The organism is Flavobacterium sp. UBA4854 (assembly GCF_002399805.1).
GTDB lineage: Bacteria > Bacteroidota > Bacteroidia > Flavobacteriales > Flavobacteriaceae > Flavobacterium > Flavobacterium ginsengisoli.
In genome coordinates this window covers 15444-27899 of the sequence record NZ_DHEI01000132.1, presented here as the reverse complement: position 1 = coordinate 27899, position 12456 = coordinate 15444, and the positions used below count along the sequence as shown (strand labels likewise).

Below are 12456 nucleotides of genomic sequence, written 5' to 3'. Positions count from 1 at the left end.
AGTTCTGTTGAATTTATTCAAAGCTTGGAGAAAAAGTATAATGTTGATTTATTGGATAAAATGAATGTTACTTTTAAACTAGGTGAACATATTGCACATAAACCATTAATTGATTTCAAGAAAATGGTAAAAGATAAATCAGTTTCTGAGAATACAATTGTTTTCAATAACTTGGTAAACAATATAGAAGAATTCAACGAGTCTTGGGAAGTTCCTGCAGCTGATAGCTGGCACAGCAGGTTTTTTTAAGAGTATTTAAAATATATTTAAAAGGCATGAAATTTAGATTTTGTGCCTTTTTTTATGATTTCAAGTTTAAGTCTAAAGTTTAGAAATAATTAGGTTTGGTAGTGTAAAGAACTTTGTCAAAGTTTAAAACTTTGACAAAGTTGAATAGGATGGTGGTCTTATGAAAACAAAAACGTCTAATCTAGCCCCGATGGGAGCGGTATCTCCCGATTTAGAAAAACAAGGCTTTTTCAGCCGTAGTTTTTGTTGATCGGGAATTTAGCGTACAGCGGGACTAATGTTGTTTTGACCGATATTGTTCTGCTTCTAAAAAATATTTATTAACCAGAGTTAATCTAATTTTGTCAAAAATCTAACAATTTAAACGGTTAATTAAACGCTATTTTTGAGTATTTTCGTAGAATTAAATTTTATCCATGAAAATAGCAATAGTTTGTTATCCTACTTTTGGAGGTAGTGGTGTAGTAGCCACCGAGTTAGGTCTCGAGTTAGCCAGAAGAGGACACGAAATACATTTTATCACATACAGTCAGCCAGTTAGATTGGCACTTTTAAATCCGAATGTTCATTACCATGAAGTAAATGTTCCGGAATATCCATTGTTTCATTATCAGCCTTATGAATTAGCATTATCGAGCAAATTGGTCGATATGGTTAAGTTGTACAAAATAGAACTTTTGCACGTGCATTATGCTATTCCTCATGCTTATGCGGGGTACATGGCAAAACAAATGCTGAAAAACGAAGGAATTAATCTTCCGATGATTACAACACTTCATGGAACAGATATTACACTTGTTGGAAATCATCCATTTTATAAACCAGCGGTAACATTTAGCATCAATAAATCAGATTATGTGACTTCGGTTTCTCAGAGTTTGAAAGATGATACTCTGAAATTATTTAAAATCAAGAATAAAATCAAAGTCATTCCGAATTTTATCGAATTAGATAAAGTTAAAAAAGACCCAAGTGCACCTTGTCATCGTTATGTAATGGCAAATGAGAATGAACGTATTATTACCCACATTAGTAATTTTAGAAAGGTTAAACGCATTCCAGATATTATTAAGATTTTCTATAATATTCAGAAAGAAATTCCGGCTAAATTAATGATGGTTGGTGATGGACCTGAAAAAGAAAAAGCTGAAATTCTATGTCAAGAATTGGGGATTTTAGATAAAGTGATTTTCTTTGGAAATAGCCATGAAATTGATAAAATCTTATGTATGACTGATTTGTTTTTACTGCCTTCAGAAACTGAAAGTTTTGGTTTGGCAGCATTGGAAGCAATGGCATGCGGTGTTCCCGTGATTTCTAGTAATTCTGGGGGTTTGCCTGAGGTTAATTTTGATGGTTTTTCTGGGTATTTGAGCAATGTTGGAAATGTTGAAGAAATGGCCGAAAACGCGTTAAAAATTTTAAAAGACGATGCGGTCTTGAGTCAGTTTAAAGCAAATGCTCTTGAAGTAGCAAGAAAATTTGACATCAAAAATATTCTGCCTAAATATGAGGCTTTATATCAGAAAGCAATTGATGATTACAAGTATGAAAAGCACTAATTTAAAAGGATAAAATGAAAAAAGTAATTTCTGTTTTAGCGATTTTTGTTTTGATTTCGTGTGGAGTAAAAAAAGTGGAAAGTTCAAATGCAGCATTGTATGAAGTTTTAACAAAACAATCGGACGGTGGTGGAAATATTAAATTCTTCGAAATTTTGACTGAGCCCAATGAAATCAAAATGCTTGAAAATGATCCAAATTTGGCTCATAAGATGAAAGATCCAGATGTTCAAGATTACAATTATGTAATTTTGAATATGGGTGAAAAAAATACAAGCGGTTATTCTATTGATGTTGAGAAAGTAGAAGAAACAGATAAGAATATCATTATTACGGTAAAAGAAAATAGTCCGGCAAAAGATGCAATGACGATGCAGGTTATTTCATATCCTTATACAGTGGTAAAAATTCATTCTAAGAAAGAAATTATTATTAAATAAAATTAAACTTAGCTTCGACTCCGCTCAGCCTGACATTGATTGTTTTTAGAAAGCGATTTCAAAGTTTGTCAGGCCGAGCGGAGTCGAAGCTTTTTTTTAAATTTCTTTTAAAACCATAAAAAAAACCTGTCGCTTTTAAACGACAGGTTTCTTCTTACAATTATTTTTTATTTTAATTAGAATCTGAATTTAACTCCTAAACCAACGTCAAATCCAAAATTATCATCATCATAATATCCAGAACCAATTTCAGGTCTTGCGTCTAAAGACAAAGTAATTGGCACTTCTTTAAATCTATATTCGATACCGATATCTCCAGCAGCAAAAACGTAAGTTCCGCTATCTTTATATTTGTAGTTGTTATTGTAGTAATCATAATTCCAAGAAGCTAAACCTCCACCGACACCAGCGTACCAGTTAAAGCCTCCGTCAATGTTCCAAACCCATTGGTAAAGCGCTACTCCTTTTACAGCGTCGACGTCTCTACTATTTCTCCAACCTAAATCGAACTCAAGTCTGTTCTTTTGGTTTAATCCTAATTGGTACGATATTTCTCCTCCAAATCCGTTATTGTCCCCAAGACGTAATCCTAATGCGTTTTTCGAAATTTCTTGTGATTGAGCCGTAAATGCTAAACCAAGAAGCATAATGGCAGATAAAAGTATCTTTTTCATAAAAATGGTTAATTAATTTTTTTCAAATGTATTATTACAGTCAGATAGAGAACGTATAATATTTTTGAAAATTGTTATATAATTTACATTTTTAGAAATTTGAAGCGTTAAAATTCTTAAAAAACTGTTTCTGAGAGTCCTATTTTAATATTATCGAAGAAATTAGCTGAGAAGTGAGAAGATCTTCCATTTCTAAAAGATTTTCTTCTTCAGCAAAATTACTAGCTTTATAAGAAAACAGTTTCCAGCGTTTTTTATGGTATTCCAACGCAGTTAAATTTTCTACCCAGTCGCCAGAATTCAGGTATAAAGTAGAACCATGTTTGTTTTCTTTGGTTACAATTTTTGGTTCATGAATATGTCCGCAAATTACATAATCGTAGTTTTTTTCAATGGCTAGATCTGTTGCAGTGGTTTCAAAATCAGAAATAAATTTTACTGCTTTTTTAACGCTTGCTTTTATTTTTTTCGAAAAAGAATAAGGCTCGCGTCCTAGTTTTGCCAGACACCAGTTAGCAAATCGATTCATTAAAATTAAATAATCATAACCTAATCCGCCCAACTTTGCAATCCATTTTGAATGCTGAACAGAAGCGTCAAAGACATCTCCGTGGAAAATCCAAGCTTTTTTATCATCTAATTCTAAAACTAATTTATCAACAAGAGCAAAATTCCCCATATTCATATCACTGAATTTTCTTAGTATCTCATCGTGATTTCCAGTAATATAGTAAACTTTTGTTCCTTTAGAAGCCATTCCGATTATACGCTGAATAACTCGTAAATGCGCTTTTGGAAAATACGATTTACGAAACTGCCAAGCATCAATTATATCGCCATTTAAGACTAAAGTTTTGGGTTTAATGCTTGAAAGATAGTTGTTTAATTCTTTGGCGTGACTTCCGTAAGTTCCTAAATGGACATCAGAAAGGATGACCAATTCGACATTTCTTTTTTTCAATTTTTCTTGATTTGAAGTTTTACAAATGAATAAAAATTTGTGAAGTTTGATTTTATTAAAAGGTTATCAAAAAGTGGGTAATTTTACCAAATTGTGATTTTTATCCCATTTAATGTTTCGTTAATAATACCAGTTTTAAATTTTTTAATTTAATTCATAAAACTTACATTTGCTCAAAACAAAACACAATGGCAGGAAACAGCTTCGGCACACTATATAAAGTAACTACATTTGGGGAATCTCATGGTGAAGCTTTAGGCGGAATTATTGATGGATGCCCTCCAGGAATACAATTAGATTTTGAAGCAATTGAAGTAGATATGGCTAGAAGAAAACCAGGTCAGTCAGCAATTGTTACACAAAGAAAAGAACCAGACAGCGTTCAATTCTTATCAGGAATATTTGAAGGAAAAACAACTGGAACTCCAATTGGGTTCATTATTCCAAATACCAATCAAAAATCAGACGATTACTCTCATATAAAAGATAACTACAGACCAAGCCACGCTGATTATGTTTATGATCAGAAATACGGTTTACGTGATTATCGTGGTGGCGGAAGAAGTTCTGCAAGAGAAACAGCAAGTAGAGTAGTGGCAGGTGCAATTGCAAAACAAATGTTGCCTGAAATTAAAATCAATGCTTATGTTTCTTCTGTTGGACCAATTCATTTAGACACACCTTATCAGGAATTGGATTTTTCTAAAATTGAAAGCAACCCTGTTCGTTGTCCAGATGAGAAATCTGCAACGATTATGGAAGAATATATTCGTGATATCCGTAAACAAGGAGACACTGTCGGAGGTGTTGTAACTTGTGTAATTCAGAATGTTCCCGTTGGTTTAGGAGAGCCAGTATTTGATAAGCTTCATGCAGAATTAGGAAAAGCAATGCTTTCTATAAATGCAGTAAAAGGTTTTGAATACGGAAGCGGTTTCTCTGGTTCTGAAATGAAAGGAAGTGAACATAACGATTTATACAATCCTGACGGAACTACAAAAACAAATCTATCAGGCGGAATCCAAGGTGGTATAAGCAACGGAATGGATATTTATTTCAGAGTAGCATTCAAGCCAGTTGCAACTATTATGCAGACTCAAGATTCTTTAGATAATAAAGGTAACATTACACCAATGACAGGAAAAGGACGTCATGATCCGTGTGTAGTGCCTCGCGCAGTGCCAATCGTAGAAGCGATGGCAGCAATTGTTTTGGCAGATTTTTATTTAATCAACAAAACATATTAATAAAAGGTAAGACAGTGAGGGTCTTATATTTTAATAATTAAAAAATAATTTAATGCAAGAAGTTACAGAAACTAAAAAACAATCATTTCTTTCGGGATTAACAGGGCAAATTATAATTGCAATGGTTCTAGGAGCCGTTTTAGGCATTATATTGCACAACACTATTTCGCCAGAAGCGGCACAGTTATTTAGTGGCAAAATCAAAATGCTAGCAACGATCTTTATTCGTTTGGTGCAAATGATTATTTCTCCATTAGTTTTTACCACTTTGGTAGTAGGAATTGCAAAATTAGGAGATATTAAAACCGTTGGAAGAATTGGAGGGAAAGCTATTGGGTGGTTTTTTACAGCTTCATTTATTTCTCTTTTAATCGGATTGTTTTACGTAAATGTTTTGCAGCCAGGTGTTGGTTTAAAACTAGAACACGTTGATATGGCAGCAGCTTCTGAAGTTACTGGTAAAACACAAAATCTATCTTTTGACAATTTTGTTGAGCATATTGTGCCAAAAAGTATTGTTGAAGCAATGGCAACTAATGAAATCCTTCAGATTGTAGTTTTTTCTATTTTCTTCGGATTGGCAGCAGCTTCTTTAGGAGAAACTGTAAAACCAATTATTGGTGCTTTTGATAAACTGTCGCATATCGTTTTGAAAATGGTAAACTATGTAATGAAGTTTGCTCCAATTGGAGTTTTTGGAGCCATTGCAGGTGTGTTTGCTATACGTGATGCAGAAGAATTGGTTATTACTTACTTTAAGTTTTTCGGTTCATTTTTAATTGGTATCAGTACGCTTTGGGTAATTTTAATCTTAATAGGATATATTTTCCTTAAAGGTAGAATGACTGAATTGTTAAGACGTATTACAGGACCTTTGGCAATCGCTTTTGGTACAACAAGTAGTGAAGCTGTATTTCCTAAATTAACAGAAGAGTTAGAAGCTTTTGGGGTAAAAGACAAAATTGTTTCTTTTATGTTGCCGCTTGGATATTCGTTTAACCTTGACGGAAGTATGATGTACATGACTTTTGCAAGTATCTTTATTGCTCAGTTCTATAATGTGCATTTAGATTTAGGAACACAAATGGCGATGCTTTTAGTTTTAATGCTTACTAGTAAAGGTATTGCAGGTGTGCCACGTGCAAGTTTGGTTGTAGTTGCTGCAACATGTGGTATGTTTGATATTCCGATTGAAGGAATTGCATTAATTCTTCCAATTGATCACTTCTGCGATATGTTTAGAAGCGCAACAAATGTATTAGGAAATGCATTAGCAACTTCTGTTGTAGGACAATGGGAAGACAATAAAGAATAATAAAAACACTGAGATTTTAATTTTTTTATCTTAGTTATTGAAATAATATTTGAAAAGCTGTATTTTTTTATGAAATGCAGCTTTTTTTTATTTTAAAGTGTATATTTGATCAAATTAGCCGATTAATGCCCCAAAAACGGATTTTTTTACTATTATTCTTGGTTCTGAATTGCTTTGCCAATTCGGCAATTGCGCAATCTCATTGTAATCTCGATCCTAAAATTGATAAGACTGTAAAAGAAGCACTTTTAAATTTTAGAGAAGCTAATTTCGAAAAATCACTCATTTATTCCAGAGCAGCCTTAAACGCCGCAACAGCAATAAAAGATTATTGTCTTATTGCTCGTTCCTATAATATTATTGCAGCCAATTATAACGAATTAACAGAGTTTGATAAAGCTATTTTTTTCTATAAGAAAGGTCTCTACTACGCTAATAAAACCAATAATGATTCTATAAAATGCCTTCTCTATAATAATTTAGGGAATATGTATTGTTTTGAAAAGAAACAATTTGATGAGGGGATTCGAAATTATAAGAAAGCGGTAGCTTTTGCTTTGAAAATTAATGATTTAAAGGAGGTTTATTTTACTAATGTCAATATTGCTTGGGCTTATTTTGATATTGGAAATTTCAATCAAGGACATCTTTTTTTAAAATATGTTAACAGCACTAAATTAAAATACAACGACGGATCGACAGAAGTTATTGTTGATATGCTGAATGGTATTTATTCTAGTCATATAAAGGATGATAAAGCTGCCAATGCCTATTTTTTAAGTGCTATTGAAGCAGGAAAAAAATGTCAAGAAAAATCAGATCTGGCGCATGCTTATTTAGAATATTCTCATTTTTTAAATAAAATCAATAAGCACAAAGAAGCTTACGGCGCTCTGGTTAATCATTATAATCTTTCGGATAACTTGTATGATGTTAAAAAGCTTAAAAGAGCATCTCAAGCAGGTTTAAGTCTTGAATTGGATGAATATAAAAGGCAGATTGATAAAGTTGAAGGAGAAAAAGTAGAACAATCTCAGAGTTTGAGAAAATCAAAAATCATTGTAATTCTTTTTATTTTGATTTCACTAATTCTTCTAATTTTAATTGTCACTCTAGTAAAGAATATCAGATATAAGAAAAAACACAATTTAGAGCTTCTTAAAGCTAAAGAAATTGCAGAAGAAGCCTCTTTACTTAAAACTCAATTTATATCGACGATAAGCCACGAATTAAGAACGCCACTTTATGGAGTTGTCGGAATTACAAATATGCTGCTAGAAGAGCATAAAGAAATTTCGAGAAGTCAGCATTTAAGTTCTCTAAAGTTTTCTGCTAGATATTTGCTGTCGCTTGTAAATGATATTTTGCAGATCAATAAAATTGAAGAAAACAAAATCGTTCTGGAAAACCTGACCTTTAATATTTCTGATGAAATTACGGTAATCAAAAATTCACTTTCTTTTCTTTCGCAGAAAAATAATAATAGCATTTCTATTGATATTGATCCACATATTCCAGAATATTTAATTGGAGACAAATTGCGTCTGGCTCAGATTTTAATGAACTTGGTTAGCAATGCGTTGAAATTTACTAAAGACGGGCAAGTTGAAATTATCATAAAACTAAATAAGGTAGAAGGGAAGCTCCATTATTTGGATTTCTTGATAAAAGACAACGGAATTGGAATCGCGGTTGTAGATCAGAACAAGATTTTTGAAAAGTTTGTTCAAGTTGGCCGAAAAGATGAAGATTATCAAGGTACAGGTTTAGGGCTTAGTATTGTTAAAAGGCTTTTAGGTCTTTTTGGAAGCAGTATTACTTTGGATAGTGATTTAGGAAAAGGAACTTCATTTTCGTTTACAATTGCTTTTGAGCACGATTTAGCTAAAACAAAAAGTATTATTGATGAGATTGAAGTGGATTTAACTTCGAGCGAAGTCTATAAAATTTTAGTCGTTGAAGACAATTTGATTAATCAGCTTGTTACCAAAAAGATTATTGAAAAAAACAATTATGCTTGTAAAGTTGTTGACGATGGTTTTGCTGCGCTTAAAATTTTAGAAGACGAAACTTTTGATTTGATTTTAATGGATATCAATATGCCTCTAATGAACGGATTTGAAACTACGAAAAGAATACGTCTTCAAGGAATAGAAACTCCAATTGTAGCTTTAACAGCTTTTGATAAAGATGAAATTACAGATGAAGCAATTTCGTCTGGAATGAATGATATTATAATTAAACCTTTTGAGCCGGTTAAATTATTTAAAATAATCAATTTCTTGATAAACGAAAAAAACGCTGTTTAGTACCAGCGTTTTTTATTTTTCTTAGCATTATTTGATTTTCTCGATTTATGAGCGCCACCGCTTCTGTTTGAGCTTTTAGGCTTTTCTCCAGCTTCCGGACTTCCAGAATGCCATTGATACGGATGATCTGCAATTGTTTTTACATCAACCTTAATTAATTTCTGAATGTCTTTCCAGTACGGAAGTTCATCTTTTCCACAAAAAGAAATCGCAATTCCTCCATTTCCAGCGCGACCAGTACGGCCAATACGGTGAACATAAGTTTCAGGAATATTAGGTAAATCAAAATTTATTACATAAGGAAGCTGTTCGATATCAATTCCTCTTGCAGCAATATCAGTTGCAACTAGAACTCCAACTTCTTTGTTTTTAAAAGCGTCTAAAACTCTTTGTCTTGCATTTTGAGATTTGTCTCCATGAATCGCTTCTGCAGGAATATCTTTTTTGCGAAGCGCTTTTACAACATTATCTGCACCGTGTTTTGTTCGCGAAAATACAAGTACGTTAGATAAATTCTCTTCTTTAATTAAAGTATAAAGCAAGTTTCTTTTTTCTGTTTTATCTACAAAATAAACACGTTGCTCTACATTTTCTGCAGTAGATGAAACGGGAGAAACTTCTACTTGTGCTGGATCTTGAAGAAACATTTCTGCCAATTCGCGAATTGCAATTGGCATAGTTGCAGAGAAAAGTAAAGTTTGTCTGTTTTTTGGAGTTAGTTTTACGATTTTTTTGACATCGTTAACAAATCCCATGTCTAGCATCTGATCGGCTTCGTCTAACACTAAAGTGTGCAAATGATTTAAATCAAGAAAGCCTTGTTTATGAAGGTCAAGTAAACGTCCTGGAGTAGCAATTAATATATCAACTCCGTTTTTTAAAGCATCAACTTGTGGATTCTGAGAAACTCCTCCAAAAATAGTCAGTTGCGTTAAGTTGGTATATTTTGCGTAAGTATCAAAACTTTGTCCAATTTGCACAGCAAGTTCGCGAGTAGGTGTAACTACAAGGGCGCGAATTACTTTTGCTTTTTTTGATGAACCGACAATTCGGTGTAGTTGATGTATAATTGGAATAGCAAAAGCTGCCGTTTTTCCTGTTCCTGTCTGCGCACAGCCAATTAAATCACGACCTTCTAAAACAATAGGAATTGATTTTTCCTGAATTGGAGTCGGATTTAAATAGCCTTCTTCAAATACGGCTTTTTGTATACTTTTTGAAAGTGATAGATCTTCGAATAACATATCTTTGGTATTTAGTATTTTAGTTTTAATTACTAAAATGCTGTGCAAAGATATGTTTATTCGTTCAATCGTTTGTTTGAATTTGCTTTTATTTGGCAAAGAGGCCTTATAGCATAACCAAATAGAATATTTAAAATCAAGCAGGTTCTATGTTGGCTTTGATAAAATCGGTTACCAAATAACCAATTAATTTGCCAATTAAATTATTGTTTGGAGAATTGTCTAAATCTGGTGCACCCTCGCAGATATGTAGGTATGTTGCATGTTTATGTTCTCCAAAGAAAGAAACAAATTGCCTTAATTCTTCAACAGAAAATCCGCTGATTGTCATGGCGCTACTAGCGATATTAGGAATTGCATCTAAGTCAATTTCAATTCCGAAAGCATCATTTTTAATAAAATCCAAAGCTGTAATCATTTCACGATTAAAGTCTTTTTCTTTTCTAATGTTGACACTGTCGTAAGTATTGTAACGAACGCGGTCTTCCAATTTTTTAATAATATCTAAAACACTTTTTGACGTGTAATTCTCATGCAAACCAAAAATGAAATATTTCTTTAAAAAACCTTCTTCGTAAGCGTATGAAAATCCATTTCCGCTGTGACGACCTTCTAAAATTCTAAAATCAGAATGCGCATCAAAATTAATGGCATTTACAGGTTTTCCTTTTGCAAGTGCAGCGCCTTTAATATTTCCGTAAGCATTATTATGGCCTCCGCCAATAATAATTGGTGTTTTTCCGGCTTTAATTATAGTAAAAATAATATGAGAAACTTCTTTGTCTATTTTTTCAACTAGCTGGCTTAATTTGGAACGGTCGTCAATGTCGTTAAAATCTAAGTTTTCAACCTCACGCATTTCGTCAGCAACATTGATATGTCCTAGAATAATAATATTGCTTCCTTTAGCAAAACGATTGTGCTGAATGTTTGCAATGCTTTTTATAGCGCATTGCCATGCAGAAGCAGCTCCAGGTCTTCCGTAATTGGCACGAACACCAATATCTTCAGGAATTCCTAAAAGCACATATTTAGCTTCACTTTCTTTAATAAAATTAATCTTATCAATTCCTGGCGGAATGACAATCATTTTTTCTCCGAACTTTATTTCACCACTTCTGTGATTTGTGATTTTTGCTAAATCATTTATAGTGAATGGGATTAATTTTTCCATGAAAAAAATTTATTTTCCAAAAATAATATAATTGTAGAAACTTACGTTATTACCTTATATTAATTCTTAAATTTGTTATTAAAGAAAATTATTTAAATATGGAAAACCCAAAGAACAACAATTCAAGTCTAAAGGCGGTAATCGCGGTTTTAGCAGTCCTACTGATCGGTAGCTTAGTGTATATTTTTAAATTATCTTCTGATACAGAGGTGGTTAAAACTGAACTTACAACAACCTTGACTGAAAAAGAATCTGTAATGAAAGATTTACAGGAGTTAAAAGCGACTTATGATGCTGCTATTGCTGAAAACACTTCTATGTCTGACGAATTAATTCAAGAGAGAGACAAAGTGGTTGCTTTAATGGATGATTTGAACAAGTCTAAAGGAGATGTTTCTAAATACAGATCTCAAGTTCAAGCAATGCAAAGCAAAATGAAAACTTTAGTTGCTGAAAATGATGAGTTGAAAAAACAAAATGGTGTTTTAACTACTCAAAGAGATAGTACTATTGTAGTTTTAGGAGAATCTAAAAAATATAATGAAGTATTAGTTGGTCAAAATGAAGAATTAGCTAAAACGGTAGAGAAAGGTTCTAAATTATCTGTATTAAATACAAAAACTTCAGCTTACAAATTGAAAAGCTCTGGTAAGCAAATTGAAACAGATAAAGCAAGCCGTGCTGATATGTTGAAAGTTAGTTTTACAATTGCTGAAAATCAAATTGCAAAATCTGGAGATAAAACGTATTATGTTCAAGTTATCGATGCTAAAAACAATGTTTTAGGCGAAAAGAAAACAGAAAACTTTGGAGACAATACATTAACTTATAGCTTCAAAACTACAGTAAAATATGAAAATAAAACTGTTCAAGTTAGTGAAGATTTACCAGGAAAAGATTTTGCTAAAGGAACTTATTTTATCAATGTTTTTGATAATGATGAGTTAGTTTCTAAAACTAGTTTCAGTTTAAGATAATTCTGCCGAAGGGAAAAATACCACTTAGATATTAAAGGTCTGTGATTTTCACAGACCTTTTTTTATGGTTGATTTTAAATAGTTGAAATAATTATTCTAAAATTTTTCCTTCCACAAAAACAGATTCAATAAGATTGCTTCCAAATGCGTAAGGAATCTGATAATAAGAAGAAATTGGTTTTGTTACGATCAAATTGGCTTTCTTGCCTTTTGTAATGCTTCCGTGAGTTTCTGAAAGCCCCATTGCGTAAGCGCCGTTTATTGTAGCCGCATTAATAGCTTCTTCTGGTGTCATTTTCATTTT

The 12456-nt window shown here is 32.5% G+C and carries 11 protein-coding genes and 1 pseudogene; 7 read left to right on the top strand and 5 right to left on the bottom strand.

Translation table 11 applies throughout. The features are described 5' to 3' along the window. The 3 genes and pseudogenes from B3J44_RS19160 to B3J44_RS19150 all read left to right on the top strand — a co-directional run. Window positions 1-249, top strand: a pseudogene (locus B3J44_RS19160) (ABC transporter ATPase); the annotation flags it as partial. 416 nt (window positions 250-665) lie between these two features. Continuing rightward, on the top strand, window positions 666-1811 hold the full coding sequence (gene bshA, locus B3J44_RS19155; protein WP_198856310.1) for an N-acetyl-alpha-D-glucosaminyl L-malate synthase BshA: 1146 nt from the start codon (window positions 666-668) through the stop codon (window positions 1809-1811). A gap of 14 nt (window positions 1812-1825) precedes the next feature. Then, window positions 1826-2251, top strand: coding sequence for a protease complex subunit PrcB family protein (locus tag B3J44_RS19150; RefSeq protein ID WP_278020989.1), 426 nt, complete (start codon window positions 1826-1828; stop codon window positions 2249-2251). Window positions 2252-2427: 176 nt separating this feature from the next. Here B3J44_RS19150 and B3J44_RS19145 read toward each other — a convergent pair whose 3' ends face one another. Both B3J44_RS19145 and B3J44_RS19140 read right to left on the bottom strand, forming a co-directional pair. Then, window positions 2428-2925, bottom strand: coding sequence for a hypothetical protein (locus tag B3J44_RS19145; protein ID WP_198856308.1), 498 nt, complete (start codon window positions 2923-2925; stop codon window positions 2428-2430). A 139-nt stretch (window positions 2926-3064) separates the two neighbouring features. After that, complete coding sequence (locus tag B3J44_RS19140) at window positions 3065-3886, bottom strand: UDP-2,3-diacylglucosamine diphosphatase (RefSeq protein ID WP_278020990.1); 822 nt, start codon at window positions 3884-3886, stop codon at window positions 3065-3067. A gap of 188 nt (window positions 3887-4074) precedes the next feature. Between B3J44_RS19140 and aroC the strand changes: the two genes are divergently transcribed. The 3 genes from aroC (at window position 4075) to B3J44_RS19125 (ending at window position 8757) form a co-directional block, all read left to right on the top strand. After that, window positions 4075-5133: a chorismate synthase gene (aroC, locus tag B3J44_RS19135; RefSeq protein ID WP_286970679.1), complete on the top strand. Its 1059-nt coding sequence runs from the start codon at window positions 4075-4077 to the stop codon at window positions 5131-5133. Between the two features lie 52 nt (window positions 5134-5185). Then, entirely contained in the window at window positions 5186-6448 is a 1263-nt protein-coding gene (locus B3J44_RS19130) for a dicarboxylate/amino acid:cation symporter (protein ID WP_198856306.1), read from the top strand. A gap of 125 nt (window positions 6449-6573) precedes the next feature. Continuing rightward, complete coding sequence (locus B3J44_RS19125; RefSeq protein ID WP_198856305.1) at window positions 6574-8757, top strand: response regulator; 2184 nt, start codon at window positions 6574-6576, stop codon at window positions 8755-8757. Here the strand turns inward: B3J44_RS19125 and B3J44_RS19120 are convergent. Further along, window positions 8754-10001, bottom strand: coding sequence for a DEAD/DEAH box helicase (locus tag B3J44_RS19120; protein ID WP_198856304.1), 1248 nt, complete (start codon window positions 9999-10001; stop codon window positions 8754-8756). The genes B3J44_RS19125 and B3J44_RS19120 overlap by 4 nt on opposite strands. 136 nt (window positions 10002-10137) lie before the next feature. Beyond that, window positions 10138-11175, bottom strand: coding sequence for a formimidoylglutamase (locus B3J44_RS19115; RefSeq protein ID WP_286970674.1), 1038 nt, complete (start codon window positions 11173-11175; stop codon window positions 10138-10140). A gap of 98 nt (window positions 11176-11273) precedes the next feature. Between B3J44_RS19115 and B3J44_RS19110 the strand changes: the two genes are divergently transcribed. Further along, the gene (locus B3J44_RS19110) at window positions 11274-12152 is read left to right on the top strand and encodes a hypothetical protein (protein ID WP_198856302.1); all 879 of its coding nucleotides are present in this window, start codon (window positions 11274-11276) and stop codon (window positions 12150-12152) included. A 91-nt stretch (window positions 12153-12243) separates the two neighbouring features. Here B3J44_RS19110 and B3J44_RS19105 read toward each other — a convergent pair. Further along, the coding region (locus B3J44_RS19105) for an amidohydrolase family protein (RefSeq protein WP_286970672.1) at window positions 12244-12456 on the bottom strand (213 nt) is incomplete at its 5' end.

Coding starts and splice junctions, on each gene's coding strand:
- aroC (WP_286970679.1), top strand. CDS start 4,075: ATGGCAGGAAACAGCTTCGGCACACTATATAAAGTAACTACATTTGGG.
- B3J44_RS19125 (WP_198856305.1), top strand. CDS start 6,574: ATGCCCCAAAAACGGATTTTTTTACTATTATTCTTGGTTCTGAATTGC.
- B3J44_RS19150 (WP_278020989.1), top strand. CDS start 1,826: ATGAAAAAAGTAATTTCTGTTTTAGCGATTTTTGTTTTGATTTCGTGT.
- B3J44_RS19145 (WP_198856308.1), bottom strand. CDS start 2,925: ATGAAAAAGATACTTTTATCTGCCATTATGCTTCTTGGTTTAGCATTT.
- B3J44_RS19120 (WP_198856304.1), bottom strand. CDS start 10,001: ATGTTATTCGAAGATCTATCACTTTCAAAAAGTATACAAAAAGCCGTA.
- B3J44_RS19130 (WP_198856306.1), top strand. CDS start 5,186: ATGCAAGAAGTTACAGAAACTAAAAAACAATCATTTCTTTCGGGATTA.
- bshA (WP_198856310.1), top strand. CDS start 666: ATGAAAATAGCAATAGTTTGTTATCCTACTTTTGGAGGTAGTGGTGTA.
- B3J44_RS19110 (WP_198856302.1), top strand. CDS start 11,274: ATGGAAAACCCAAAGAACAACAATTCAAGTCTAAAGGCGGTAATCGCG.
- B3J44_RS19115 (WP_286970674.1), bottom strand. CDS start 11,175: ATGGAAAAATTAATCCCATTCACTATAAATGATTTAGCAAAAATCACA.